The sequence below is a fragment of the Photobacterium sp. R1 genome (genome assembly GCF_054600795.1).
On record NZ_BAAHZP010000004.1, the window covers coordinates 85,749 to 111,850 of the forward strand.

General features: G+C 54.6%; 22 protein-coding genes. 3 read left to right on the top strand and 19 right to left on the bottom strand.

Features of this window, described 5'->3' with window-relative positions; all coding sequences use genetic code 11:
* Positions 1-3: 3 nt before the first annotated feature.
* The 11 genes from ACYP03_RS08330 to hemL all read right to left on the bottom strand — a co-directional run bounded on the left by ACYP03_RS08330 (position 4) and on the right by hemL (position 16,644).
* Positions 4-891: a glucosamine kinase nucleotide-binding domain-containing protein gene (locus ACYP03_RS08330; RefSeq protein WP_459779220.1), complete on the bottom strand. Its 888-nt coding sequence runs from the start codon at positions 889-891 to the stop codon at positions 4-6.
* Positions 884-2,620 (bottom strand): glycoside hydrolase family 9 protein, encoded by a 1,737-nt coding sequence (locus ACYP03_RS08335; protein WP_459779221.1) that lies wholly within the window; start codon positions 2,618-2,620, stop codon positions 884-886. Before ACYP03_RS08335 ends, ACYP03_RS08330 begins: the two co-directional genes overlap by 8 nt.
* A gap of 54 nt (positions 2,621-2,674) precedes the next feature.
* Positions 2,675-3,670 (bottom strand): ABC transporter ATP-binding protein, encoded by a 996-nt coding sequence (locus tag ACYP03_RS08340; RefSeq protein WP_330960484.1) that lies wholly within the window; start codon positions 3,668-3,670, stop codon positions 2,675-2,677.
* 23 nt (positions 3,671-3,693) lie between these two features.
* Positions 3,694-4,659, bottom strand: coding sequence for an ABC transporter ATP-binding protein (locus tag ACYP03_RS08345; protein WP_248141431.1), 966 nt, complete (start codon positions 4,657-4,659; stop codon positions 3,694-3,696).
* A complete protein-coding gene (locus tag ACYP03_RS08350) occupies positions 4,659-5,687 on the bottom strand; it encodes an ABC transporter permease (protein WP_330960485.1) in 1,029 nt (342 codons plus the stop codon). Before ACYP03_RS08350 ends, ACYP03_RS08345 begins: the two co-directional genes overlap by 1 nt.
* A gap of 2 nt (positions 5,688-5,689) precedes the next feature.
* The gene (locus ACYP03_RS08355; RefSeq protein WP_330960486.1) at positions 5,690-6,679 is read right to left on the bottom strand and encodes an ABC transporter permease; all 990 of its coding nucleotides are present in this window, start codon (positions 6,677-6,679) and stop codon (positions 5,690-5,692) included.
* A 142-nt stretch (positions 6,680-6,821) separates the two neighbouring features.
* Positions 6,822-8,495, bottom strand: coding sequence for an ABC transporter substrate-binding protein (locus tag ACYP03_RS08360; RefSeq protein WP_459779222.1), 1,674 nt, complete (start codon positions 8,493-8,495; stop codon positions 6,822-6,824).
* Positions 8,496-9,244: 749 nt separating this feature from the next.
* A complete protein-coding gene (locus tag ACYP03_RS08365) occupies positions 9,245-12,676 on the bottom strand; it encodes a response regulator (RefSeq protein ID WP_459779223.1) in 3,432 nt (1,143 codons plus the stop codon).
* Between the two features lie 269 nt (positions 12,677-12,945).
* Positions 12,946-13,986, bottom strand: coding sequence for a 16S rRNA (guanine(1207)-N(2))-methyltransferase RsmC (gene rsmC / locus ACYP03_RS08370; protein ID WP_459779224.1), 1,041 nt, complete (start codon positions 13,984-13,986; stop codon positions 12,946-12,948).
* 75 nt (positions 13,987-14,061) lie between these two features.
* Entirely contained in the window at positions 14,062-15,144 is a 1,083-nt protein-coding gene (locus tag ACYP03_RS08375) for an AI-2E family transporter (protein WP_459779225.1), read from the bottom strand.
* Between the two features lie 204 nt (positions 15,145-15,348).
* Complete coding sequence (gene hemL, locus ACYP03_RS08380; protein WP_459779226.1) at positions 15,349-16,644, bottom strand: glutamate-1-semialdehyde 2,1-aminomutase; 1,296 nt, start codon at positions 16,642-16,644, stop codon at positions 15,349-15,351.
* A gap of 191 nt (positions 16,645-16,835) precedes the next feature.
* Between hemL and erpA the strand changes: the two genes are divergently transcribed.
* A complete protein-coding gene (erpA, locus tag ACYP03_RS08385; RefSeq protein WP_248141423.1) occupies positions 16,836-17,177 on the top strand; it encodes an iron-sulfur cluster insertion protein ErpA in 342 nt (113 codons plus the stop codon).
* A 71-nt stretch (positions 17,178-17,248) separates the two neighbouring features.
* Here the strand turns inward: erpA and ACYP03_RS08390 are convergent, their stop codons facing one another.
* Positions 17,249-18,577: a peptidoglycan DD-metalloendopeptidase family protein gene (locus ACYP03_RS08390; protein ID WP_459779227.1), complete on the bottom strand. Its 1,329-nt coding sequence runs from the start codon at positions 18,575-18,577 to the stop codon at positions 17,249-17,251.
* A gap of 138 nt (positions 18,578-18,715) precedes the next feature.
* On the opposite strand from ACYP03_RS08390, the gene tyrS reads away from it, so the two are divergent.
* A complete protein-coding gene (gene tyrS / locus ACYP03_RS08395) occupies positions 18,716-19,903 on the top strand; it encodes a tyrosine--tRNA ligase (protein ID WP_248141421.1) in 1,188 nt (395 codons plus the stop codon).
* Between the two features lie 52 nt (positions 19,904-19,955).
* On the opposite strand, the gene ACYP03_RS08400 is transcribed toward tyrS, so the two are convergent.
* The 3 genes from ACYP03_RS08400 to ACYP03_RS08410 are packed head-to-tail and all read right to left on the bottom strand — an operon-like array spanning position 19,956 to position 21,996.
* Positions 19,956-20,549 carry a flavodoxin family protein gene (locus ACYP03_RS08400; protein ID WP_330960493.1) on the bottom strand — a complete coding sequence of 198 codons (594 nt, stop codon included), beginning with the start codon at positions 20,547-20,549 and terminating at the stop codon, positions 19,956-19,958.
* Between the two features lie 15 nt (positions 20,550-20,564).
* Complete coding sequence (locus tag ACYP03_RS08405; protein ID WP_459779228.1) at positions 20,565-21,554, bottom strand: questin oxidase family protein; 990 nt, start codon at positions 21,552-21,554, stop codon at positions 20,565-20,567.
* Between the two features lie 25 nt (positions 21,555-21,579).
* Complete coding sequence (locus tag ACYP03_RS08410) at positions 21,580-21,996, bottom strand: VOC family protein (protein ID WP_248141418.1); 417 nt, start codon at positions 21,994-21,996, stop codon at positions 21,580-21,582.
* Between the two features lie 172 nt (positions 21,997-22,168).
* Here ACYP03_RS08410 and ACYP03_RS08415 point away from each other — a divergent pair, with 172 nt between their 5' ends.
* Complete coding sequence (locus ACYP03_RS08415) at positions 22,169-22,765, top strand: DedA family protein (protein WP_248141417.1); 597 nt, start codon at positions 22,169-22,171, stop codon at positions 22,763-22,765.
* A 10-nt stretch (positions 22,766-22,775) separates the two neighbouring features.
* Here ACYP03_RS08415 and ACYP03_RS08420 read toward each other — a convergent pair whose 3' ends face one another.
* The 4 genes from ACYP03_RS08420 to mtnN form a co-directional block, all read right to left on the bottom strand.
* On the bottom strand, positions 22,776-23,390 hold the full coding sequence (locus ACYP03_RS08420) for a TRIC cation channel family protein (RefSeq protein ID WP_248141416.1): 615 nt from the start codon (positions 23,388-23,390) through the stop codon (positions 22,776-22,778).
* Positions 23,391-23,526: 136 nt separating this feature from the next.
* Positions 23,527-24,372, bottom strand: a complete 846-nt coding sequence (gene btuF, locus ACYP03_RS08425; RefSeq protein ID WP_459779229.1) for a vitamin B12 ABC transporter substrate-binding protein BtuF — start codon at positions 24,370-24,372, stop codon at positions 23,527-23,529.
* Positions 24,369-25,325, bottom strand: coding sequence for a cobalamin biosynthesis family protein (locus tag ACYP03_RS08430; protein ID WP_459779230.1), 957 nt, complete (start codon positions 25,323-25,325; stop codon positions 24,369-24,371). The genes btuF and ACYP03_RS08430 overlap by 4 nt, the downstream gene beginning before the upstream one ends.
* On the bottom strand, positions 25,322-26,026 hold the full coding sequence (gene mtnN / locus ACYP03_RS08435; protein ID WP_248141413.1) for a 5'-methylthioadenosine/S-adenosylhomocysteine nucleosidase: 705 nt from the start codon (positions 26,024-26,026) through the stop codon (positions 25,322-25,324). The genes ACYP03_RS08430 and mtnN overlap by 4 nt, the downstream gene beginning before the upstream one ends.
* Positions 26,027-26,102 lie beyond the last annotated feature (76 nt).

Consider the following 26,102-nt stretch of genomic DNA (forward strand, 5'->3'; position numbering starts at 1 on the left):
CCCTTATAATGGATACAGGTTGTGATCGCCCTGGGCGATCAGAATGGCGCCGTCCATGGCATCCCCCTGCGGGGTTGCCAGCCGGCGCTGAATGGCTGGAGTCAGCCAGGGACCCATGCGTTCAGCAATTCCGCCCATCAGGCAGATCCGATCTGCACCGTGAGCAATCAGCGCATTGAGCCACATTTCAATATCGGCGGCGGTCTGTTGCAGCATGGTCACTGCCAGTGCATCGTTGTCTTCGGCCAGCCGGAAAATCTCCGGTGAAAACTGACCATAGTCGCAGGGGCGGGCGGTTTTCGACCATTCGACTATGGCATCCACATCATGATCAAAGTGCGCCAGAACAAGACGCGCCAGTTCAGTCTGAGGCACGATGCCGTCGACGCTCAACAGCACCTGCTGGATCAGGCGGAGTCCCATGACGGCGCCGCTGCCCTGATCAGAGATCGGAAATTCACGGCCACCGACCACAGTGACATTTTTGCCCCGTCGCAGCAGGCCGACTGAGCCGGTCCCGGCAATAAAAATCGCACCATCTTGTCCGCCCCAGGCTCCCAGACAGGCGCCGTAGCCGTCAGTATTCAGGGTGAGGCGGGCAAACGGGTGGGGCTGGGCCATAAAGTCATACCAGGCCTTGCGTTGCTCTGCCCCGGCCAGCGCCAGACCAACGGCCATCTCACCGTAATTCTGCTCGCTGAGTCCGGCCTGCGCAGTTGCAATGGCAATCGCTTCCCGAATGGATGCCATCGCGATGTCAGCGCCCAGCAGGATGTTGGCGCTGCCGGTCCTGGCTTCGGCCAGCACTTTACCCCGGGCATCGCACAGACGGGCCCGGCAGGAAGTGCCGCCGCCGTCGACGCCAACCAGATAACGGAAAGCCTCAGTCATGGTTACGCTCCCTGAATTGCAGGGTAACGGCCAGCAGATACCAGGCCGCATGCGGGATCCATTGTTCTCCCCAACGCCAGTTCTGGTAGATATCGTCGGCCTGGGCGGCAGGCGCGAATGCGATATCCGCTTCATTGTCGAAGCCGGAAGTGATCCCGTTACACACGCCGCCGCGGGCGTTGAAAAAGCCCAGATGCGGCAGGTAGCCGGGGGTATTTCTGCCTGCGCCGTCGAGCATACACATGTCAAACGGGTTCAGGCCCAGAATCCAGTTCAGTAACTGGTGGCCGTAGGCTTTCAAGGCTTGACGCAGGTCTTCATCAGTGACCACGGGGGCGGCCATGAATGCCATGGCCGCCAGTGATCCCAGACGGGCGTTTTCGCCCTGCCACCAGTACCCGCTTTCATTGCGGTGCGGAATGAAAAAGCTGCTGTGTTTGTCACCGTCCACGGCTTTGATGTACTGGCGCGGGTAGCCAAAGGGATTGGCGGCCGCTTGAGTAATACTCAGTTCGAAGTGCAATGCATGGTCCACAACCTGACGGATGGCCTGCAGGCGAGGCTGCTCTGGCTCCACCTGAAGGTACTGGAGCAGGCTGATTACAGGCAGACCCGCTTCAACCGCATGGAAATACGGGCGGCTGCCATCAGCGTTGGCACTCCAGAAAAACTGCTGCTGCCGGTCGCTCTGCTGACGTGCGGCCAGACGTTCTGCCCAGTGCCGGGCTTCCGTGAGATAGCGGGATTGTTCCGTGGCTTTGAGCAGTTCGACTGCGGCCAGCAGGGCGCAGTATTCATCGATGATATTTTCCTGACCGTCATCCAGATAGCGGCTGTTGTACTCTTTCAGATGCCAGTATCCGTTCTGTGCGGCGATCAGATACGTTTCTGCATTTTCCATCTGGCCCAGTTCCAGTCTGGCGGTGGCTTCGCTGTGCACCAGCCGCGAAGCTGCGGCCAGGGCGGCAATGGCGACACCGCCGCCCTGACGGAAGCCAGCCTGAAAACTGTCAGCTTTGATTCCCTCCTGTGTTGAATAGCTACAAATCTCCCGTTGCCCGGTGGATTTACTCCACTTATCGAACACTGTCATATAAAAATAACCCTGCGGTGCATGCATCCGCAGTAAAAAATCCGCGCCATAAAGTGCCTCTTCAATCAGGCGGACGCGGGAAAAATCCGCAAAGGCGGGGTCATCCTGCAGCGACTCAAAGGCAGTGAGCATGTTCCACACCACCATCGGCGTCTGCTGGGGATTCAGGTAGTTGGCATAGGACAGGTGACTGAGATATTTACTGACGTCACCGGAGGCGTCATACCAGCCTCCGTGCACATCGGCGGTCTCCTGACTGCCAAACAGCGGGACGGCACGATCAAACTGATCGAACTTGCCGCCGCAGCGCTGGGATTTGAAATAGTGCAGCACATCACTGAAGGTACGCTGCATCAGCAGGCCTTCACCAATCTCAAAATCGGCTGATTCCGTGTCACCGAGGCGGAGGCGGTACCGGCCCGCTTCCTGCCAGTCACTGAAATCGATCCGTGCAGCGGCACCGGTATGCCACGCATCGGTCTGCTGGCTGCGGGAAAGCGTCAGCTGCATCACCGGTTGCTGATCCTCGCTGCGGATCAGGGTTGCCTCGGTTTGTGACAACGGAGACTGATGCTGGACGATGGCAATTTTATTGCCAGTACGTTCATAACCGAGGTGATTGATTAACAGCTGCATAGCTTTCCTTCTTTTCTGTTGTTTTTCCGGGATTGCTGTCCTCATCGACGGCACTTAGTTTTGGTACAGATAGCAGCGCACAAAATGGTTCTCTGCCAACTGGGTGACTTCCGGCAGTCGCTGGCGGCACTGTTCCGTGGCATGACTGCAACGTCCGGCAAACGGGCAGCCAAGGCTTTCTGGTGTCCAGAGCGGAATGTCGCCTTTGTTGCCGGCCAGCGGTTCATGGATCGACTTACTCGGATCCGGCACCGCGGAAATCAGCAACTGGGTATAGGGGTGTTGCGGGTTGTGGATAATTTCTTCCGTATCTCCCCATTCCACCATATGGCCGACATACATGACCGCCAGATCCTCAGCGATATACCGGGCCGTGGCGATGTCGTGCGTGATATAGAGCAGCGCCATTTCACGCTCAAACTTCATTTCTTCCATCAGGTTGAGTACCCCGGCACGGATGGAAACATCCAGCATCGAGGTAGGTTCATCGGCCAGAACCACTTCGGCTCCGACAGCAATGTTCCGGGCCAGATTGACCCGCTGACGCTGACCGCCGGACAGCTGATGCGGGTACTTGGCGGCGGTCTCTTTCGGCGGGATCAGGCCGACTTGTTCCAGCAGCGCGTAGACCTTTTCTTCCAGTTCTTTTTTATTGCCCTTGCTGACTTTGTTGTGGATCAGCAGCGGGCGGGCAATATGGTGAAAAATCGTGTGGGTCGGGTTCAGGGAACCGAACGGGTCCTGCCAGACCATCTGCACGCCCTGGCGGTACTGCATCAGTTCAGATTTTCGGGTGATGTTCTGAATGTCCCGGCCGTAGTATTCGATGCTGCCTGCTGTCGGTTCGTACATCTTGGCAATCATCTTGGCGGTGGTGGACTTGCCGGAACCCGACTCACCAACGACCGCCAGACCGCGGCTTTTGTACATTTTGAACGACACCTGATTCAGTGCCCGCATCTTCGATTTGGCCAGTGAATTGCTGTTCACCGCAAAGTCTTTGACCAGATTTTTCCCTTCGATAATTGGGGTTCCGACTGGATTGCTCATCTTGCCTCCGATCCTTCTTAATTTTATTTTTGATACAGGTGGCAGTTGCTTAAACGGCCGGGTTCCAGTTGGCGAAGCTGAGTGCTTTGCGAAAAACAGGCATCATGGGCTTTGCTGCACCGAGCCTGAAAACGGCAGCCCTGCGGGACATCCAGCAGATTGAGCGGGTTGCCCGGAATTCCCTGCAGGCGGGTTTTAGGCCCGGTCAGTGGCGGGAAAGAGCTGCCCAGTCCTTCCGTATAAGGGTGATACGGTGTTTCCAGAATTTGCTTGGACGGTGCCACTTCCACCAGTTCGCCGGAGTACATGATGCCAATGCGGTCCGAGAACTCGACCATCAGTGACAGGTCATGGGTGATGAACAGAATGGCGAAGCCGAATTCTTCTTTCAGTGCGTAAATCTTTTGCAGGATTTCACGCTGCACCACGACATCCAGCGCGGTGGTGGGCTCATCCATGATGATCAGCTTCGGATTCAGTGCCAGCGCAATTGCGATCACCAGGCGCTGACGCATGCCGCCGGAGAACTGGTGCGGGTAGTCCTGCAGGCGATCCGGATGGATATCGACGATCTCCAGCAGTCCCTGCGCGCGTCGCACCGCCTGCTCCCGGGTCAGGTTGGTGTGGTGCATAATCACATCGCAGAACTGTTCTTCCATGGTCAGAACCGGGTTGAGTGCATTCATGGCACTCTGGAAGACCATGGAGATTTCACTCCAGCGGAAGCTGCTCAGCTTCTGATCGTTGAACTTCAGGATGTCTCCGTGACCTTCAAACAGCACTTCACCGCCGGTAATGAACGCGGGCGGCTTGTGCAGCCGCATCAGGGAAAAGGCAACAGTGGATTTACCGCAGCCGGATTCACCGGCCAGGCCGAAGACTTCACCTTTGCCAATGTCAAAACTGACATTGTTCACGGCACGGACATCCCCGGCGTCGGTGATGTAATCGACGCACAGGTTACGGATGGAAATTTGCGGAGTCGTCATTATTTCTCTCCTCCCTGAAGTGCAGGCTGAGCGGTTGCTTTGGTGGCAGCTTGTGCTGCCTGATTTTTCTTCGCCATGTTCTGCCAGCGGCGCAGGCCTTTATGAGAACGCAACTGCGGGTTGGCAATTTCATCGACGGCAAAGTTCAGCAGGGCCAGGCCGATGGCAATCAGAGTCAGCGCCACACAAGGCGCCAGCAGTTCCCACCAGGCACCGACCAGCATGGATGATGAGGTTTGGACGTTGTAAAGCATGATCCCCCAGCTGATGGAGTTCGGGTCGCCCAGTCCCAGGAAGGACAGGGTGGCTTCCGTCATGATGGCCAGCATCACAGAGCCGATGAAGCTGGCGCCGATGATGGAAATCAGGTTTGGCAGAATTTCGACAAAGATGATGCGCCAGGACGATTCCCCCAGGACTTCAGCGGCTTTGACGAACTCTTTTTCACGCAGTGACAGGGTTTGAGCCCGCACCACCCGCGCACCCCAGGCCCAGGAAGTCATGGCAATCACAATGGTGATCGTGAGCGGCCCGGCCTGACCGATGAAGGCCGCGATGACGAACAGCAACGGGAGCTGAGGCATCACCAGCATGATATTCATGGCGGCTGTCAGCACATCGTCCACTCGGCCGCCGAAGTAACCGGCAGAGACGCCGATCACTGTCGCCAGGAAGCAGACCATCAGACCGGCACCAAACCCGACTGCCAGAGACGTGCGGGCACCGTAGACCAGCTGAGACCAGATATCCCGGCCCATGCGGGATGTGCCCAGCACGTGGTCTGCCTTCTTCGACATCCGCAGCGTCCGTTTGTTGTCCGCCAGATTCTGAGCCACCCAGCCATCCGGGTTGTCCTGCGCTGCTTTCACGACAAAAGACGGGTATTCATGCGGGTTGCCGGTCCGGCGATCCGGTTCATGTTTGGTGATCAGCGGTGCAAACACTGCGGCCAGAATAAAGCAGCAGATGATGATCAGGCCTGCCAGCGCTTTATTATTGTTTGCGAGAAGTTTGATAAAGGCTTTCATGATTATTTGCCTCCCTTACGCAGGCGGGGATCCAGCGCCACAATCAGCAGATCAGCCATGAAGTTAAAGAACAGCATAAATAGGGTCATGATCAGCAGCTGACCTTGCAGCACCTGATAGTCACGGGCGTGAATGGCATTGAGCATCACAGTCCCCAGCCCCGGATAGTTAAAAATGATTTCGACAATCAGCTGGCCGCCGATGGCCATTCCCAGTGCCATCGACAGGGCCGTGACGCTGGGCAGCATGGCGTTTCGTGCGGCATAGTTGAAGACCACGCGGTTTTCATTCAGGCCTTTGCCTTTGGCCATGGTGATGTAGTCTTCGTTGAGCAGGTTGATCATGTTGTTTCGCATGTTGATCAGGAATCCGCCGATCTGAATGGCTGTGGCACAGATCAGGGGAAGAACGGCGTGATAGAGCACATCCTGATAGAAAGCCCAACTGGTCCAGTCTGGCAGGGTACCCGGCGTGTAGGCATAGCTGGTCGGGAACCATTTCAGGCCCAGGCCGAAGGTAAACAGCACCAGCATGGCAATGACCACAGGCGGGACCGCCTGAATGACCAGCATCCCCGGTGAAATAAAGGCATCATATTTACTGCCGCGTTTCCATGCGGCGAAGATACCGAGCACGGAGCCGATACAGAACGCGAGAATCACGGCGGAACCGGCCAGGAACAGTGACCAGCCAAGTGCACCGCCTAAAATGTCGTTGACCGTCTGCGGATAGAATTTGATTGAGATCCCCAGATCCCAGTTCAGAATGCTTTTGATGTAGGTGAAATATTGCTGGTACCACGTCTGAGCTTCGTCAAAGCCCAGCAGTTTTTTCATGGCTTCAATCCGTTCGGCGGTCACCTGAACAGAAGCGTTGGCGAACATCATGGTCACCGGATCGCCGGGCATTGCCCGGGGAATTGCGAAGTTCAACGAGGCTGCAAACAGCAGGGCAACCAGGTAGAACGATAAACGACGTAGAAAAAATCCCATAACTCACACCTTTCCCAACCAGTGACGAAACGACCCTGGGCTGAACTCTGGACGAAAAACCCCCTGACGTCTCGCGCCATACTCTCAAACAGTGTGGGGGAAGAGGCGGTGCGCAGAAGGCGCACCGCAAATGAAGCAATAATTATGATTTTGGTTTCAGGTCTAGCACTTGTAACAGACGCTCCGGAATACCGGCCCAGACCATTGGACGGCCTTTTGGATTCTGCTCGTTCCACCAGCCCGTGAAATTCGAGGTGTTGTACTGGAACATGTCAGCACTGGACATCACAGGAATAGTCACCTGATTTTCAGCAATGATTTTCTGGATCTTGTGTGCCATTGCCATTTGCTTTTTCTTATCCGCAGTTTTGTAGAAACCGTCCAGCAGCTGGTCCAGTTCTGCATTCTTGTAGAAGTGCATCGCAAAGCGCGGGTTGCCTTCACTCTGCAGGCGGGAGTTGAAACCACTGTTCCAGTACAGGTGCGGATCGGCACCGTTGAAGTAGTTGGTGTAAGCCACATCGTAGCTGCCTTTCAGCATGGCTTCATTATACACCGCGAAGTCAGGGGTACGCGCATTGGCTTTGATCCCGACTTCCTGTAACTGCTCGACAGTCAGCTGAACGGTGTTGTTGAAGTCGGTCCAGCCATTGGGCGACTGAATATCCAGCTCAATTTTCTTCCCGGTCGGCGTTTCGACAAAACCGTCACCGTCAATGTCTTTGAAACCAGCTTTTTTCAGCAGTGCTTTTGAACCTTCAAGACTGTAGGTGTTGTATTGCTTGTACTGGTTATACACCGCTTTGTCAGACCAGGCTTTGAACCCGTCACCCAAGCCAGAAGCATAATGGTTTGGTGTACCGTTGCCGTAGAAAGCGATATCAATAATGGTCTGACGGTCAATCGCCATGGAGAAGGCGCGGCGGAAATCAACATTGTTGATCGCTTCGTTGTTGCCCGCTTTTGGCGATTTGAAGTTCAGCATGTAGGCCTGAGTCCCCGCAGCCGGATACCAGTATTTGTGGTTCGGGTTGGCTGCAGCATAGGTGCTGTCGATATCCGGGATGAACGAAGAGGTCCAGTCCAGCTCAGACGCAATGACCTTGCTCAGCAACTGGTCGTTGTTGGCAATCTGCGGCATCCGGATACAGTCGATATTCAGGCTTGCGTTATCCCAGTAATGCGGGTTGCGGCATTGAATGTACAGTTGTGGCGTGAAGGTGTCGATTTCTGTAAACGGACCGGTACCGACCGGGTTTTCGTTGGCAAAAGTCTCCGGCTCTTTCACCTTGCTCCAGATATGCTCCGGGACCACAGGTACGAAAGACATTTCGTAAGGTACGTTGGAGTTGGCTTCAGTCAGATCGAAGGTGATTTTATTGCCGTTAATCCTGACGTCTTTCACCCACTTGATGATACCGCGCTGATCCAGTGCCGGATGCTTCTTCAGCAGGTCATAAGTGAAGGCAATGTCTTTGGCAGTAAACGGAGTACCGTCTGACCATTTCACGCCGTCACGGATGACGTAAGTGACCTGCAACAGGTCGTCAGACATATAGAAATCTTTTGCCAGACGCATCACCGGCTCGTTGCCGTGCATTTGGTTGAAAACCACCAGTTGCTCGAAAACGAAGTCTGTTGTGGTGCGCAGGTTGGTTTGCAGATAAGGGTTGAAGTTACGAACCAGCGTCGGATAGAAATCCGGGACGATGGTTAGCTCACTGCGATCTGCACTCATCGCAGGAGAAGTCATAGCAGCTGCAGCGGCAGCCAGGATGGCAAGTGTTATCTTTGTTTTCTTTATGTTGGCAAGCATAGCTGTTCCTTACTCTTTGCTTTGTAGGGTTTTTGCATCACTTAGGTTCCTCCTTCCTTCTGTGGCGGAGGCTGTTTATCCACTCTGTGCTGGTTGAGTAACGCGACCAGTTCAGATGGCCTGTGGACATTCAGTGCCCTTAAGGAAACGTCCTCAGCGGATTTTCGTCAATTGCATTGCACGTTAAAAACGTCAAAACGCTGTCGTGTGCCGTTAAAACCGTAAAAATCGGCGCTGATTTTACCTGTGGTCTTTCTGTTTTTCATTAGAATGACGCGGTCAGAATAAGAAGTTTGTAAGTATTTACTATCCTGTTTTGTGTTTAATTATCAGGTTTTTTGAAGTTTTCTATTTTTTAGGGAGGCTCTTTTAGCCGGAGAAAAGTGCTTATTTTCAAACGGAAATTTTTTGTGAAGGTTTTGTTGTGATTGACGTCTCATATCATGAATTTTGTCATTAAGTTGGCCATGACATCCCTGAAAAAGTCGATTTCTTCATCAGTGAGTGGTGGTTATTTATCCATGTTGTTGTGGCAAAAACGGGGCTATTTTTCAGCGGGAGAATTAAGTTGCGGTACAGTTTGAAATGTTTTCCAGAGGGGTGTGCAGCATTTGGGGCACAGAAATGAATGGATGCCTGCGCTGGAATGACAGCGCAGGAAAGACAGAGCCAGGTTCAAATCAATCGTCGGAAAGGCCCTGCTGAGCAGAAGGACATCGAATGCGCTGATACCGGGAACTGTGATTCAGTTACTGGCTGATCATCAGCTGCAGACGGTTTCGCATCTCTACGATGTTATCTCTTTCAGCACTGGCCTGCGGACATCGTTCCAGAACAAAATCCAGCGTGTTCAGGACCGTTCGCCAGCGCGGTGTTTTCGGCAGGGTCTCGAGATGCAGGTACTTATCCAGCGTGCGTGTCTGCAGCGTGCTGCGGTCGAGATAGACCCGCCACAGACCGCTTTCTTCTGCCAGGTCAAATTTGGTTTTACCTGTGCTACTTTCCCAGAACAGCAGACTGTTTTTCATCACCTCAACCAGCAGATGGCGCAGCTGATCAGCTTTGTCCGGCTGCGACAGGTCCAGGCGATCGGCCAGCTGGCTGAACTCGTCGCCCAGTTCGCGAAGCCGCTGCAGATTATGCTTGTCACCGTCTGAGGCAAAGCCGGACAGGACATCCACTGCATTTTCCAGCAGCGTAATCCGTTCCTTGGAGCTGGGGCCCTGCTGGTCAAAGATGAACATCTGACTGAGACCGGATTCCGCCGGCAGCTGGATTAAATCGGTGGCCAGCGTCTGGTTCTGGTCCTGGATCCGGTAGACGAGTTCGCCGCGGTAGTGACGGTTATTTTCAATATCGTCGGGCAACTGGGTCAGCAGGAGATCCTGCACGGATAACCGTTCCAGCTGTGCCGGTGCACGCTGGAACAGCTGCCCGGCGGCATTATTGGCATAGCGGATACGGCCGTCTTCCCGGGCGCAGAGGATCGCCTCGCTGGTGGATTCCAGCAATCCCAGCAGCCGGGTCTGGGTGTCCAGCAGCGCCGCCTGAACCTGTTCACGGTGGCGGATTTCCTGCTGCAGGGCCTGATTTTCACGTCGCTGGCGTTCTGTCTGTGCTGCCTGCAAGTGAGCGCGAATTCGGGCTGAGAGTTCATCTTTATGAAAGGGTTTACTGAGATAATCGTTGGCACCGCTCTCAAATCCTTTGACCCTGTCCTGGGCCTGTCCCAGTGCCGACAGCATAATGATCGGCAGTTCCGTCAGACTGTAGCGGGTCCGCAGTTCCTGACAGACTTCGTATCCGTTCATGCCGGGCATCATGACATCCAGCAGGATCAGCGAAGGTTGCTGATTTTCCATGATGTTCAGCGCCTGGGCACCGTTTTCTGCGGTGATCACCCGGTAACCGGCAATCCGCAGGAAGCTGGTTACCACCTGAAGGTTCACCGGCTCGTCATCCACAACCAGCAAGAGTTCGCCATCCGGATTTTCCGGCAGTTTTTCTGTCTCCAGTATGCTTTGTTCCTGACGGGGAGCCTGAAAATGCGTCTGGGTTGCAGGTTGGCTGCGGGCAATATCGGCTTCCGTCGCTAACGGCAGAGTAAAGCTGAAGGTTGTTCCAATCATGGGCTGGCTGCTGACATAAAGGCTGCCGCCCATCAACTCAATCAGCTGGCGACTGATGGACAGCCCCAGCCCGGCTCCCTGCCGGTAGTTGGCAGACCCGGTATTGGCCTGTACCAGGGGCTCAAAAATGTGTTCCAGCTGCTCCGGAGGGATCCCCTGGCCGGTATCAACCACCTGAACCCGGACCTGATTTTCCAGGACGGTGGCGGAGAGAATGATTTTGCCTTCGGAAGTATATTTGATGGCATTCCCCACCAGATTATAAAGCACCTGTTCCAGCCGCTGTTCATCGGCCAGAACCAGTGGCAGATCCGGCTGGATCTGGTTAATCATCCGGACCGGTTTGTTGTCCAGCAGGTGGGCGGACAGCTCCAGTACCAGACGGTTGGCCGCAGCCAGATCGACAGCATGGGGGCGAATGTCGAGGTCGCCATAGCGCATTTTGTGGTAGTCGAGCAGGTCATCGACCAGTTTGGTCAGCCGCTGGCCGCTATTGATGATCATGTCCAGCTGGTGTTGCTGGCTGGGTTGCATCGGGCCGTTTGCCCCGGCCAGTAAGGCCTCCGCAATCCCCACCATCCCGTGCAACGGCGTACGGAGTTCATGTGAGGTGGTGGCCAGAAATTCATCTTTCAGCTTGTCGGCTGTCTGTAACTCTTCATTTTGTTGCCGGATGACGGCCAGATTCTGTTCCAGTTCGGTATTTTGCTCCCGGATCAGGGTGATTTTTTCCCGGATGGATCGCTGCATGCGGGCGAAGCTGATTGCCAGGCGGCCAATTTCATCTCGTCGGTCGGTCGAGGTGATTTTCTGATCCAGATCGCCAGCCGAAACCTGTTCCGCGGCCCAGGTCAACCGCAGTAAGGGCGCCGTAATGTAGTTGGACAGCCAGTGAGCGGTCAGGGTCACCAGCATGACCGCGGCCAGAATCGCCAGAAGGAAAAATTCCTCAAGCTCGTGAATACGTGCAAAGGCTTCCTGCTCGGGTAATTCCACCACCAGCGCCCATGGATTGCCCAGTACATCAATCGGGGCATAGGCACTCAGAACTGGGATTTGTTTATAGTTCAGCAGGCTGCCGACACCTGTTTTGCCGGACAGGGCTTGATCTATGCCCGGACTGGCAAGTCGGGCTGGCAGCTGACCGTCATTTGGCAGGCGCAGATTGTGATCCGGGCCAACCAGCAGCGTCTGGACGAACTGGTTGCCTTCGCTGCTGTTCGCCATCACGGCGGCGATCGCCCGGTTGCTCAGCTTGAAAAAAGCATAGCTGTGCAGGTAGCCATGCTGAATGATCGGAGCAGCGAACCAGGCGGTTGCTTCTCCCGTGTCTTCATCGGCGGCAAAGTCGGTGTAGGCGATAGGCAGTTGTTCAGACTTTTGCTCGCTGAGCGGCTGGCGGGAATTCTCCGGCCGGCGTTCCCGGTACTGATGCGTCAGGGTCCGGATATCGCGGAACGTCTGGCTGAGCGCCGGATACTGTGCGGTTTCGGTACTGAGGCTGGCGGCAAACAGCGCCGGACTGCGCGAGGTATAAACCACGTTACCGTCCAGATCGACCAGCAGGATATCGCTGAAATCCGAGCGTTTGAGATACGCTTCGTATGCCCAGTGATAACGTTTATAAATCAGGCGGTAGCGTTCCTGAACGATAAAATCTGGTGAGGTATTATCGACATGGCCGGACAGCGGCCGGGTGGTCAGGGTTTGATTAAAATATTCCCCCCGGCTGGCGCCTTTGCTGAGGCGCTGAATATCCCCCAGCTGGCGAAAAGCCCCGACGATTCCATAAAAACGGCCCCCGCTGGCATTGGCCAGCTCAGAGCTGATAAAGCTTTGAATTTCAGATTCTTTTGCTGCGAAAAAAGCATCCAGTTGTTGGCTTTTATTATCTCGCAATGACGCCAGGTGGCTGGTGCTCTGTTCTGCCAGATCCCGGGTGTGGGAGTGAAGAAAGAACAGGGAAGACAGCGTGAGCGGGATCAGGCTGAGCAGAAGAAACGCCAGCATCAGGGTATGCTGGAGGCGTTTGAAACGGGTGGTATTCTGCATTGCTGACTGACCTTTGACCTGCGGTTGACCAATTTGTCTGCGATGCAACCGGTTTGCCCGGTTCGGGATGTCAAAATGAAAGCCGTATTTTTGACGGTTGAATAAGGCGGTTGCACCAGAATACCCGGTTATACTGAGTTTTTTTGTACAATCAAGGAAGTCTGCTGCGAAGCGTGTGCCAAGGCACAATTTTGGCGTTTTTGACGGATTTAGCGGGAAAAAGTGCGGAAATGATGCCCCGCCAGTCTCAGGAATGGCAGGGCAACGGATTATTTTTTCGCGTGATAAATTGAGAACTTATTGTTTTTCGCACGAATGTTATAGCCGCCCAGGCAACGTTCGAGCAGAGGCGGATACTGCAGGAAGTTGTTTGCGACGATAACGAGTTCACCGCCTTCGTTCAGATGGGCCGGTGCCTGTTCGATAAACTGCTCGGTGGCTGCATAGAACGTTTTCAGACCCGCATGGAAAGGCGGGTTGCTGATCAGAAAATCATAGGATTCCGGCAGTGAGGAATAAACATCTGTGGCAACAAAGTGACCTTCCAGATGGTTTTCGCGGAATGTCTCCCGGGCAGAGGCAATGGCCAGTGCGCTGACGTCAGCCAAATCCAGCATGATTTCCGGGTAGCGGGCTTTTAGCACCGCACCAATCACACCGGCGCCACAGCCAAAGTCCAGAACCCGGCCGGACAGAGCAGGCAGGTTCTCGATCAGCAGCAGGGATCCCTGATCGAACTCGCCATGACTGAACACACCCGGTAAGGAGCGGATGGTCAGGGTCTGCTCGCCGATCGTCAGCGGGTAGCTGCGGAACCAGTCATCAAGCTGGAAGGCTGGTGCCTCATTCTGGCAACGTCCCCAGAAGAAACTGCAGCGGCGGGCTGAATCATATTTGTTGATCGGACCATACGCGGCAAACATTTTTTCGGCACTGCGCACTCCACTGCGGTTTTCGCCCACAATGCAGATTTCGGTGTCCTTGCCGCACCGGGCCAGCAGCATCGCCAGCAAGTATTCGGCTTCTGCCTTGGCCTTCGGCCAGTACAGCAGGATCATGTCAACGCCTTTGGCATCTTCGGCACACAGTTCAGCACCAAAATGACTGCTGATTCTGCTGCTGCGGCTCAGGGCTGTGTGCTGGCCGTAGTGGGTGGTAAACACGCGCACACTGGCAGCAACTTTTGCCAGTTCGACCGGATAGAGATCGTCCAGTTCACCTGCGACCAGGACATGACGATCGGTAAAAAAGTCGGTTTGACGGGCCACTACCTGACTGGCAGGGCTGAACGTTGCGGCATTGGCAGACATGAGAGCCTCTGTGGGTGATTCTGAATCCGGGCGCGAATTGTTCCACAAAAGCGCCCGGATGGAAAGGCAGCCAGATTATTGATTGTCCTGTTGTTCCAGGAAATCTTTGAACTCTACTTCATAGAGTTTAAACAGAACCAGCGTCACTGAGAAAATAATCGGACCATAAATCAGACCAATCAGGCCAAACAGATGTAAACCGCCGAGGATCGAGAAGAAAATCAGCAGGGTATTCATCCCCGAATTGCCCTGCATGAGCAACGGGCGCACGAAATTGTCGATCGATCCAACCACAATGATGCCCCAGGCCACCAGGAATACGGCCCATTCCCACTGATTGATCAGCAGCAGATACAGGGCTGCGGGCAGCCAGATTAAGGCTGTACCGAATACCGGAATGAAAGAGGCAAAGGCCATCATGGAACCCCAGAATAAGCCGGGAAATCCTGCCAGCCACATGGCAAAGCCACCGGCGACACCCTGTGCCAGAGCCGTCAGAAACGAACCCATGACAGCTGACTTTGCCACCTGCTCGACTTCTGTCAGCAGGGCATCTTCCTGGCTGCGGGACAGCGGCAGCACATGGCGCAGGGTGGATACGATCTTTTTATGGTCACGCAACAGGAAAAACAGCACGAACAGCATCAGCATAAAACTGAGGATAAAGTTGGTGGCATCGCCCAGCAGTTTGGCGCTGATGTTCAGCAACTGAGTGCCAAATTTGGAAGCCGCTGTAGCCAGTTTCTGAACAATCGACTGCACGTCCAGACTTTCAAACGGCGACCATTTATTGAGGGTATCCAGCGCGGTCTGGGCATAAGGATGAGCCAGAAGGTCTTTGGGGCCACCACTTGTCAGCCAGGCATAGCTGTCTTTCGAAAAGGTCGAACCCTGTTGCACAATCGAGGCGAAAACGATCAGGACCGGGATCACGATGATGAAAGTCAGGATGATGCAGGACAGAATGGCTGAGCGGTTCGGACGTCCCAGTTTCCCTTCAATACGGGCATGAAGCGGATAAAACAGCAGGGAAATGATAAAGGCCATCACGATGGGTCCCAGATACGGTTCGATCAGCCGGTAACTGGCATAGGCTGCCAGAACTAATGCGGCAACGAGCATCCAGTGGCGTGACTGGGGTTGAAACGGTTTTGGCACGGGATTGTCCTCAAGCTGTTTTGACTTCTTTCATCATTGCATCAGCTTGCGGAGGTGGCAATGTTCTGAGCTGATCTTTCTTTGAAATTTCAGAGACATCAGTTCAGTGAATCTGTTTAGGCGGGGCTGAAGGGGGGGCGGTATCCGCAGCAATAAAAAAGGGCAGGAGAAACCTGCCCTTTGTGGATGTGTTCTGATGAAACCTTACTTGGCTTCTTCAGCCAGGGTTGTAAAGGCGTATTCCGCCGCTTCCAGCGTAGCGTGAATCTCTTTTTCGCCGTGAGCCAGCGACGTGAAGCAGGCTTCAAACGCAGACGGAGCCAGGTAGACGCCTTTCTCCAGCATCAGATTGAAGAAACGCTTGAAGCGTTCCACGTCACAGCGCGCGACGTCCTGATAGTTGTGAACGTTTTCCTGATCGGTGAAGAAGAAGCCGAACATGGCACCAACCTGATTGGTCACCAGCGGAATGCCGTATTTGTCAGCCAGGGCCTGGAAGCCTTCAGCCAGATGCTGGGTCGTCTGGGCCAGACGTTTTTCGTTGCCTTCCTGCGTCAGGACAGACAGACAGGCGTAGCCAGCAGCCATGGCAACCGGGTTACCGGACAGGGTTCCAGCCTGGTAAACAGGGCCGGTCGGTGCGATATATTGCATGACGTCACGACGGCCGCCGAATGCGCCGACAGGCATACCGCCGCCAATGATTTTACCCAGCGTCGTCAGATCCGGTTTGACATCGTAGTATGCCTGAGCACCGCCTTGTGCGACGCGGAAGCCGGTCATGACCTCGTCCAGGATCAGCAGTGCGCCGAATTCGTCACAGATCTCACGCAGGCCTTGCAAGAAGCCCGGGACCGGCGGGATGCAGTTCATGTTGCCTGCCACAGGCTCGACGATGATACAGGCGATTTGCTCCGGATGTTCTGCAAAAGCAGTACGTACGGAGTCCAGATCGTTAAAGACGCAGGTCAGGGTGTGCTTGGCGAAGTCCGCCGGAACGCCCGGAGAACTTGGCTGACCCAGGGTCAGGGCACCGGAACCGGCTTTGACCAGCAGACAGTCGGCGTGGCCGTGGTAGCAGCCTTCAAACTTGATAATTTTGTCGCGGCCGGTAAAGCCACGGGCCAGACGAATGGCACTCATGGTGGCTTCTGTGCCTGAACTCACCATACGGACCATCTCCATGGAAGGGACCAGTCTGGAGACCAGTTCTGCCATGGTGATTTCCATTTCGGTTGGTGCACCGAAGCTCAAACCCTGACGGGCGGCTTCGATGACGGCATCACGAATCGCTACATGGTTATGGCCAAGGATCATCGGGCCCCAGGAGCCAACATAGTCGATGTATGCTTTGCCATCGGCATCAAAAATATAGGCACCGTCGGCACGTTCAATAAACAGCGGATCGCCGCCGACGCCGGCAAATGCGCGGACCGGAGAGTTGACACCGCCAGGAATGGTGTGTTGTGCTTTGGCAAATAATTCAGCCGATTTGCTCATGGTTATTTCCTGTAATCCTTGGTGATAAGGGCGCTATTGTACGTAAATGCGAATTCAATGGCGAGAGGCCATTCCTGTCGCAGATCAGCAAATTCGAGACTTGATGGTCAATACTTGAACGCAGCAGTCAGGTATTAGATAATCGTGATAAAGGTCAGATGACCAAGTGATGATGAATTGAGAGGTTGCTAATGAGCGATGCCAGTATCCCGCTGAACTTTTCTGACGTTGCAGCGAGTAAGGTGAAAGCGCTGATCGCGGAAGAAGAAAACCCGAATCTGAAGCTGCGAGTGTATATCACCGGCGGTGGCTGTAGCGGCTTCCAGTACGGTTTCACTTTTGACGAGAAGGTGAACGAAGGTGATACCACCATTGAAAACAGTGGTGTGACCCTGGTGGTCGACCCGATGAGTCTGCAGTATCTGATTGGCGGGACAGTGGATTACACGGAAGGTCTGGAAGGCTCACGTTTCTTTGTGAATAACCCGAATGCCACGACGACCTGTGGCTGTGGTGCTTCTTTCAGCGTGTAATAAATTCTTTTTCGCTGAATCGTAAAAAGCCGTCACAGATGTGACGGCTTTTTTATACGAATAGCAGAGTCTTAGCCCCGCGACGGGATCAGACTGGCATTGGTATTGGCTGCCAGCAGATGACGGAACTGGGTGAGCTGTTCGATGCGCTCATTTGCCTGCTGGATGAAAGCGGCTTTGGCCTTTCCTTTCAGCGACTCAGACTGCGGCAGGGAAACCGTCCGCGGATTTTTGTGAACCCCGTTGACCAGAAACTCGTAGTGCAAGTGTGCACCGGTCACCCGTCCGGAACGACCCAGTTTACCGATAGTCTGTCCCTGTTTGACTCGCTGCCCGGTTTTCACCAGACGTTTGCTCAGGTGCAGATATTTGGTGACATACGTCGAGCTGTGCCGGATAAAGACGTAATTACCGTTAAACTGGTTATAGCTGGACTGCATGACGACACCGTCACCGGCGGCCCAGATCGGTGTTCCCACTGGCGCGACGTAATCCGTTCCCCGGTGTGCTTTGACTTTACCGGTGACCGGATGCAGGCGACGCGGGTTGAAGTTGGAACTTACGTAACGGAAGTTTACCGGCGAGCGCAGGAAGGCCTTTTGCATGGCCTGACCGCTCGGGTCGTAATATTTCCCGTCATGGCTGTTTCTTACCGCAGTGAACGTCTGTCCCAGGTTGGTAAAGGAAGCCGCCAGAATGTTCCCCCGACCAATTGGCTCGCCTTCGACATAGCGCTCTTCAAACAGCACTGAAAACGTATCGCCTTCACGGATATCCAGTGCGAAGTCGATGTCCCAGCCAAAAATGCCGGCAATTTCCATGATTTGGTTGGCTGTCAGGCCCGCATCGGTGGCCGCATTCCAGAAGCTGGAGGTGATGACGGCCTGGGCGAAATTCAGTTGGGTATCGACTTTCTTTTCTTCTTTTTTCGAATAGAAGGTATCGCCTTTGCGCGTGATGTAGAGGGTTTCGGTGGCATTGATTGGTTGGATCAGCTGAATCAGATCCTTATTTTCATCAAGTCCGAAACGCAGTTTGTCGCCCGGACGCAGGGTAATCAGTGATTTTGTGCCTTCATCGGCATTGATCAGGCGGTACAGGGTTGCAGGACTCAGGCCGACTTTATCGAAGACCAGTGCCAGGCTTTCGCCGGGCTTAATTTCATGTTCTGTCCAGGTGAGCGGCGGTGGCAGCAGAGGAGGCGTCACACCACTGGCTTTGAGCTGCGGGCCGTTGAGATCGAGTTCGAGAGGATAAAGTTTGCCGATTTCAAACTTTCGCTCGGGCTGGTCCATGTCCTCGGGTTCCGGCAGCAGCATCAGCAGCACAGTCACCGCGCTAATGGCGGAGATAAGAATCTGGTGCATCCGTGGCAGCCGGGAAAATTTTGATATTAGCATTTGATGATAGTTATGATGTTTTTTGCGTATCAGTGAAAAATAAGACAAGCCTAAGTCTAACTGGTTTCAAAAAACATCGCTATTCAAGTAAGATTGCCCTTTATCATTTTTATGCCAATTTTGTGGGAGTGAACAAGAATGGCCAGCATTGAACAAGCGTTAGCGGAAATTAAGCGCGGGGTCGACGAACTGATCCCGGAAGAAGAGTTGATTGCCAAACTGAAGGAAAATCGTCCTCTGCGCATCAAACTGGGTGCGGATCCGACAGCGCCGGATATTCACCTGGGCCATACCGTGATCCTGAATAAGCTGCGTGCCTTCCAGGAGCTGGGTCATGAGGTTACTTTCCTGATTGGTGATTTCACCGGAATGGTCGGTGATCCGACCGGGAAAAATACCACGCGTCCGCCGCTGACGCGTGAAGACGTTCTGCGCAATGCTGAAACCTATAAAGAGCAGGTGTTCAAGATCCTGGATCCTGCGAAAACCAAAATCGAGTTCAACTCCACCTGGCTGGCCAATCTGGGTGCTGAAGGCATGATCCGCCTGGCTGCGAGTCAGACGGTGGCACGTATGCTGGAACGTGACGACTTCAAAAAGCGGTATAACGAAGGCCGCCCGATTGCGATTCACGAATTCATGTACCCGCTGCTGCAAGGCTACGATTCTGTGGCGATGAAAACAGACGTTGAGCTGGGCGGCACGGATCAGAAGTTCAACCTGCTGATGGGCCGTGAGCTGCAAAAAGCTGAAGGTCAGAAACCTCAGGTCGTTCTGACGATGCCGTTGCTGGTGGGTCTGGACGGCGTGAAGAAGATGTCAAAGTCAGCCAACAACTACATCGGTATCGCCGAAGCGCCGACAGAAATGTTTGGTAAGATCATGTCGATTTCTGATGATCTGATGTGGAACTACTATGAATTGCTGTCATTCCGTCCGCTGGAAGAAATCGAGCAGTTGAAGCAAGCCATTGCTAACGGCCGTAACCCGCGTGATGTGAAGATCCTGCTGGCGAAAGAAATTATTGCCCGTTTCCACTCTGAGGCGGATGCAGATGCGGCAGAACAGGATTTCATTAACCGCTTCCAGAAAGGCGCAATGCCGGATGAGATGCCTGAATTTGAATTCGAAGCCGGTGCCGCGATTGCCAATTTGCTGAAAGATGCGGATCTGGTGAACTCGACTTCGGATGCGCTGCGGATGATTCGTCAGGGCGCTGTGAAGATCGACGGCGAAAAAGTGGAAGACACCAAGCTGGAACCAGCTGCCGGTACGGCAGTGTATCAGGTCGGTAAGCGGAAGTTCGCCCGGATTACCCTGAAGTAATTGGTTGAACCAACATGAGGAAAGGCGCCATTGCGGCGCCTTTTTTATACGCTCAGGCCAGCGCCGGAACGACAGTGTGTGTTGCACCGGACTGAGCATACAGCAACCCGGCAACCCGCTGGCCGAGATGGCTTGCAGTCATCCGATCGGCTGTACTGAGTTCTCCGGCCGGGGTGTGACCACTGGCGCCTAACTGACGCCCCATCGGGTTGATTCGCTTGTCATCATAACCATTGGGCATATCCATTCCCACCCACAGCATCCCGTGCTGCATGGCCAGAGTGACGAGGTAATTCAGGGTGCAGTCCTGCTCGCCGCCCTGGCTGCCGCCGACGGTAAATCCTGCGGCCAGTTTGTTGCGCCATCCCTGCTCACTCCAGCTGTCGCTGCTGGCATCGGCAAACGCCTTGAACTGAGCGGCAGGGCCACCCATATAGGTCGGACTGCCAAAGAGAATGGCATCGGCCTGTTCGAGGCTGGCGAAGAGTTCAGGATCATTGAATCGACCGTGATGAATGTCCTCGCCAGAAATCCGGTAGCTCATGACCTGAATGCCTGGCTGCGTTTTGGCACCTTCGGCAATCGCCTGAGCCATCTGGTGGGTCGCACCTGAGCCGGAGTAGTAAACCAGAGCAATTGTTTTCATTTGTTATTCCTTTATTCATGATGATTCAGGGTGGGCCAGCAGCATCCGGATCGCTGTCAGATATTCCTCAAACGGAAACGCCTGGTACAGGCGGCTGCAGCTGTATGCCAGTTTGATCTTGTGATCATCTGACATTTCGGTGACAGCACTGAACCACGACGGCCAGTCTGCTTCGATGTCAGTCACGGGCGTTGAAGATATCGGATGAAGCGTCTGTGCCGAGCAAAAAGCAGCCACATAAGCCTGCCAGTAGTAAGCCAGTGCCAGCTGGCGATCCGGAACATAAGGCAGCAATTGTCGCAGGGCATCAAAACTTGTGACGCCATGGAGCAGGGTGAAGTCATTGCTGGCCAGATAATAGCCGATGGTCAGCCGGGCCATGTCTGCTTCATTCAGTGTGTCCGGCACGGCTGCCAGAGGGCGATAGTCCGGATGAGCGACCACTTCGCGGATACGTTCAGTAATGATCCATGGCTGAATGTGAACGTGGTGGAAACGCTGATAAGCCTGCGCCAGCTGTTCTTCAGCCTGATAGCGGTCTGTCAGTGTCAGTGCTCCCAACGGCTGATATTCGCTGGCCCAGTAGGCCAGTGCCATGGCAATTTCATCGGCATCATCCGCTTCCAGGGCATAGCTGAGGCGAATGAGTGCATGAAAGGCGCTGGCGGCAAGACCCGGCAGCAAGACAGGCAGCCATTCCTGCAGTGTGGGAGTTACCCCCTGAGCTGCGATCTGCTGGCGAAATTGCTGGTGAAACACCGGAAAACTATCGCGATCACCCAATTCAGGGGGTGTTTCCTGTATGTGCCCCTGTTGCCGGACGGGTTGCAGGTTCGGGGTGTGGTGCTGATAAAAGCGCTGCAGCTGAAGCGGACTGGCCCCACAGCGAGTCAGCGCGATCAGCGCCATTGGCAAATGGTTGGACAGTTCTGGGCCATACAGCGGATCAAATTGCAGGCCCTGCTGAATCAGGGTCAGGCATTCGGGGCGGATGGGATGATACATGTCGGGATCTCCTATTCTGCGGATTTTATAAGCTGTAGTCGTGACGCAAAGCTGGATCGGCCGTCAGATACTGAATGAATTCCCACTCGATCCCATCCTTATCATAGAAGTAAACCCGCTCACGCCAGGGGTGGCTGGTTTCCATCTCATTTTCCCGGTAACCGGCTTCAAGCAACCGGGTACGCACCTGCAAGATGTCATCCACGACCAGACCGATATGGTTGATCCCCAGATCAAGGTAGGGATGACGGTCGATTTGATCCCGATCTACCACCTCCTGCAAAGCCAGATAGGTTTCATCCGTGCCGATATGGCACCAGCGATGTGTGGGTTGCTGACCCAGATGGCGGACGGAAAATTCCGGGATTGCGGTTTGCAGAAATTGGATCGTGTTTTCCAGATGACGGACGGTGAGATTGGCATGTTCAACGTAGGGCTTCATGGTGCCTCCTGGCTTGGTTTATTCTCTATTATGTAAACCATTTTGTTTACATAATAGTATGAAACCCATTTAAGTAAAGTTTTTTGTTTATTTAATTAATCAGTCTCTTTCTCAGGTCAGGAAATGGGTATAGCATGGAAAGCATTCATCAGAGGAACTCCCGGAGAACAGCATGCAGAATCTGGTACAGGAGCTGGCACCACTCATGCAGGAGTACGGCTATACCGTGCTGGCATTGGCCATCGCAATCGAAGGCCTGGGGATACCCGCTCCCGGTCAGTCTTTACTGATCGTCGCAAGCTATCTCTCAGTCAGCGGGACATTTTCTTTACCGGCGGTGCTTGCGGTTGCGGGGGCGGCCAGCTGGTTAGGGAATACTGCGGGATATCTGGTCGGCTCAAGATTTTCGCATGTTGTTGAACAGCGGGGTTGGCTCAAGCCAGCCTCGGTGGAGAAAGTGCATGGCTTTATTGATAAATACGGGGTGATGGGGCTGGTGCTCAGCCGTTTTCTTGAGGGGCTGAAACAATTGATGTGCCTGGGCTGCGGGATGGCACAGATGCCCAGACATCACTTTTTGATGGGAAATACCCTGGCGGTTGGGATCTGGCTGACCGTGTTTGGTTTAGGCCCGGCCTTTTTTCATGAAGAGATCGGGCAAATTGGCCTGTTTTACCATCATCATCAGCATGCCTTCTGGGCGGCTGCGGTGATTGCGGGACTGGCATTGCTGATTTGGTTATTTCGCAAGCGCAGTCCCGCAAACTGATTGCTGCAGGTCAGTTGTGCCGGAGCGAAAAGGTTGGCAGTGACAGGTGCCAGCGAATAGCGGCCAGACGGATTGAGAGGGTCGTGACAATCCCGCCGATACTGGCAACAGCGGTTTCCAGCCCGAGATACAGACCCAGGGTGTGAACAACCCCGCCGAGAATACAGGCCGTGGCATACACTTCGGTTCTCAGCACCATGGGCACTTCGCGGGCCAGAACGTCACGGATCACCCCGCCGCCGCAACCCGTGATCACGCCCATAATCACGGCGACCATGGGAGAAGCGCCGAAACGAAGGGCTTTTTCGACACCGATCGCGACAAAAACGGCCAGGCCGATGGCATCAGCGACAGGCAGAAAGTACCACGGCATTTTCCGCGGGTTTTGAATCGCCAGCATTGACAGCAGGCAGGTACCGAATATCACCCACAGATAGTTGGTGTCTGTGATCCAGAATACCGGGGTCGCACCCAGGGCCATGTCACGGATCGTCCCGCCGCCGATGGCAGTCACACTGGCCAGCACCACGACACCGAAGGGGTCCATTCTCAGTCGCCCGGCAAGCAGGACACCGGAGATGGCAAAAATGGCAGTGCCAAACATATCAAGAGAGTAAATCAGCATAACGCCTCTGCGAATAGCCAGTATGAACAGGCTGTGGTGTTCTGGCTGACCACACCACAGTCAAAGCGGCAGAGATTGTACGGCCTAATGTAATACGTACAACCGATTACGCTGGCTTTGTGAGCTCTTTCACACCCTATTTGGTTGCCCGGTGACGCACTTCATCCAGTTGCTTACAGATGGTTTTTGCAGCCAGCAAGGCGCGCGGCGTCGGCCTGTTGAGCCAGTCGACTTCCACCTGATAAAGCTGCTGACGTCGCATTGCTGGGATTTGCTTCCGCCAGGACTGCCACAGACTGAAGACCTGCGGATCCGGACCGGCACTGCCGAAGGCGGCAAACATGGCTTCCGGCTGGCGGACGATCACCTGCTCTTTTGAGACCTGCGGGTAAGCGACCGGGCTGTCGGCAAAAATGTTCTCTCCGCCACAGACGCTGAAAACCTGGCTGGGCCAGCTGTTGCCGGACATCGACATCAGCGGTGAGCTCGCCAGCTGGTAAAAATAACGCACCGGCGGTTGATGGCGATACGCCTGTTCCAGTTGCGTCAGTGTTTGCCGGAAATCGCCGGCGGCACGCTGCGCTACAGACGGGTCATCGGCAAACTGTCCCAGTGTTTCCAGTGTGTCCGCAATCGCGGCGAGACTGGCTGGATGCGAGTAGAAGATCCGGATACCAAGCTGTTCCAGTTTTTCCATTTCTCTTGGCGGATTCCCGCCTTTCCACGCCAGTACCAGATCCGGCTTGAGCGCCAGAATGCGTTCCAGTTTGATGCCCCGGTAATTGGCAACCCGTTCCAGCGCCAGTGCCTGAGGCGGGTAATCACTGTAATCGCTGGCGGCGATCAGTTTATCGCCCAGACCGGCAGCATAAGCCAGCTCCGTGGTATGCGGGGCAAGGCTGATAATACGCTGAGGTTTTGTCTCGGCAGCCTGAACCACGAGCGGTATCAGACCGATCAATATCAGGACAAGATGTTTCACAGCAGGCTCCCCATCAGAAACATCATCAGGCTCTGCGCGGCCACCCAGCACCACAGCCGCTGCTGGAGCAGACGGTCAATCTGAGACAGATGCAGCGCGGCCGGGGCAATACGGCCACCCAAACGCGGTCGTTCCAGCTTCGTGGTATCGTAGATAGCCGGGCCACCCAGCGCCAGCTGAAGTTTGTGGCCGGTGGCTGTCAGTAACCAGCCCGGTCCCGGCAACTGCCAGTTCTCGCCTTGTTCACGTAGTCCCCGGAAAGCGGCCTGACTGTTCTTGCCCAGGCTGACAACTACGGCCAGCAAACGCAGCGGGACGATATCCAGCGCTGCCAGAATCCGTACCGCGGGTAAACCAAAGTACTGATACTGGCTGCGGCTCGGTGACCAGCTACGGGCCAGACTGACAGCCAGCCGGTAGAGAATAGCACCGAATCCGCCTGCCATCGCGAACCAGAACAGCACGGCAGCCACCTGACGGCCATAGCTGAGTAATTGGGTTTCAGCACAGGCTTTGCCGAGACCAAGCAAAGAGAGATTATCGGTTTTCCGGTTCAGGGCCAGTGCCAGTTGCTCCCGGCAGACGGATTTATCTTCCCGGCTGTGGGCCTGAATGAATGTCTGACTGAAACGATGGCTTTCCTTCCAGCCCAGTGCCACCCAAAGCAGCACCAGATGAAAGAGGCTGTCAAACCAGACCAGTTGATAAAAAGCGATCAGCAGGATCAGCACCGTCATCCACATCAGTGACCAGGCCAGAAGCCCGGATAAGGTGCGCTGGCGGGGCGTGTCGGTGTCTTTATTCACTCGGAGTGCGAGCTGAACTGCAATTTGCTGCCAGGTATGAAGGGGATGGATGCTGGCCGGAACAGGCAGCAGCCAGTGTAATGCCAGCGCCCCCCACATCGCCAGCAGGGTCGGATGCTGATTGAGGAGCGCGAGCATTTCATTCATGAGCGGTTCAGCAGCTCCGTCATTTTCACTACCATGGCAGAAGAGCTTTTCGCCGCCAGTGGCAGGAATTCTTCGAAGCTCATCGGAGACTCTTTATCCGCGACATCGGAAATCGCACGCACCACAACAAAAGGCACGTTGAACTGGTGACAGGCTTGTGCGATAGCCGCGGCTTCCATTTCTACGGCAACCACCTGAGGGAAGTGGGTGCGGATACGTTGCTGTTGCTCAGCGCTGCACACGAAAGCATCACCGGTGCAGATCAGTCCGCGAACCGCATGGGTTTCTGTATCGAGCTGGGCAAGCGCCTGCTCAGCTGTCTGCATCAGTTTTTCATCGGACAGGAATGCCGCAGGTTGCTGGGCCATCTGGCCGATTTCATAGCCAAATGCCGTGACATCGGCATCGTGATAACGGACTTCAGTGGAGATCACCACATCACCCACATTCAGGCTGGCATCGAAACCACCGGCTGAACCGGTATTGAGCACGACATCCGGCTCAAAGATTTCCAGCAGTACTGCGGTGCCGACTGCAGCGGCAACCTTACCAATCCCGGATTGCAGCAGGACAACGTCTGCACCGTTCAGGCTGCCGGTGTAAAACGTACAACCGCCTTTTTTCAGAACTTCGCAGTTGTCTAACTGGTCTTTCAGGAAAGCGACTTCCTGTTCCATCGCGCCAATAATGCCGATTTTCATTGATGTTATCTCTTTCTTCAGAGTGGACCGCTTGCAGTGCGGCGAATGGTGGAGATTGTAACAATGCCAGCCATCA

What these genes read in the sequence shown, in the direction of transcription:
- ACYP03_RS08345 (WP_248141431.1), bottom strand. Translation starts at nt 4,659, where the DNA reads ATGACGACTCCGCAAATTTCCATCCGTAACCTGTGCGTCGATTACATC.
- ACYP03_RS08400 (WP_330960493.1), bottom strand. Translation starts at nt 20,549, where the DNA reads ATGAAAACAATTGCTCTGGTTTACTACTCCGGCTCAGGTGCGACCCAC.
- ACYP03_RS08330 (WP_459779220.1), bottom strand. Translation starts at nt 891, where the DNA reads ATGACTGAGGCTTTCCGTTATCTGGTTGGCGTCGACGGCGGCGGCACT.
- tyrS (WP_248141421.1), top strand. Translation starts at nt 18,716, where the DNA reads ATGGCCAGCATTGAACAAGCGTTAGCGGAAATTAAGCGCGGGGTCGAC.
- ACYP03_RS08390 (WP_459779227.1), bottom strand. Translation starts at nt 18,577, where the DNA reads ATGCTAATATCAAAATTTTCCCGGCTGCCACGGATGCACCAGATTCTT.
- ACYP03_RS08410 (WP_248141418.1), bottom strand. Translation starts at nt 21,996, where the DNA reads ATGAAGCCCTACGTTGAACATGCCAATCTCACCGTCCGTCATCTGGAA.
- rsmC (WP_459779224.1), bottom strand. Translation starts at nt 13,986, where the DNA reads ATGTCTGCCAATGCCGCAACGTTCAGCCCTGCCAGTCAGGTAGTGGCC.
- mtnN (WP_248141413.1), bottom strand. Translation starts at nt 26,026, where the DNA reads ATGAAAATCGGCATTATTGGCGCGATGGAACAGGAAGTCGCTTTCCTG.
- ACYP03_RS08415 (WP_248141417.1), top strand. Translation starts at nt 22,169, where the DNA reads ATGCAGAATCTGGTACAGGAGCTGGCACCACTCATGCAGGAGTACGGC.
- ACYP03_RS08430 (WP_459779230.1), bottom strand. Translation starts at nt 25,325, where the DNA reads ATGAATGAAATGCTCGCGCTCCTCAATCAGCATCCGACCCTGCTGGCG.
- erpA (WP_248141423.1), top strand. Translation starts at nt 16,836, where the DNA reads ATGAGCGATGCCAGTATCCCGCTGAACTTTTCTGACGTTGCAGCGAGT.
- ACYP03_RS08355 (WP_330960486.1), bottom strand. Translation starts at nt 6,679, where the DNA reads ATGGGATTTTTTCTACGTCGTTTATCGTTCTACCTGGTTGCCCTGCTG.
- ACYP03_RS08405 (WP_459779228.1), bottom strand. Translation starts at nt 21,554, where the DNA reads ATGTATCATCCCATCCGCCCCGAATGCCTGACCCTGATTCAGCAGGGC.
- ACYP03_RS08360 (WP_459779222.1), bottom strand. Translation starts at nt 8,495, where the DNA reads ATGCTTGCCAACATAAAGAAAACAAAGATAACACTTGCCATCCTGGCT.
- ACYP03_RS08350 (WP_330960485.1), bottom strand. Translation starts at nt 5,687, where the DNA reads ATGAAAGCCTTTATCAAACTTCTCGCAAACAATAATAAAGCGCTGGCA.
- hemL (WP_459779226.1), bottom strand. Translation starts at nt 16,644, where the DNA reads ATGAGCAAATCGGCTGAATTATTTGCCAAAGCACAACACACCATTCCT.
- ACYP03_RS08420 (WP_248141416.1), bottom strand. Translation starts at nt 23,390, where the DNA reads ATGCTGATTTACTCTCTTGATATGTTTGGCACTGCCATTTTTGCCATC.
- ACYP03_RS08340 (WP_330960484.1), bottom strand. Translation starts at nt 3,670, where the DNA reads ATGAGCAATCCAGTCGGAACCCCAATTATCGAAGGGAAAAATCTGGTC.
- ACYP03_RS08365 (WP_459779223.1), bottom strand. Translation starts at nt 12,676, where the DNA reads ATGCAGAATACCACCCGTTTCAAACGCCTCCAGCATACCCTGATGCTG.
- ACYP03_RS08335 (WP_459779221.1), bottom strand. Translation starts at nt 2,620, where the DNA reads ATGCAGCTGTTAATCAATCACCTCGGTTATGAACGTACTGGCAATAAA.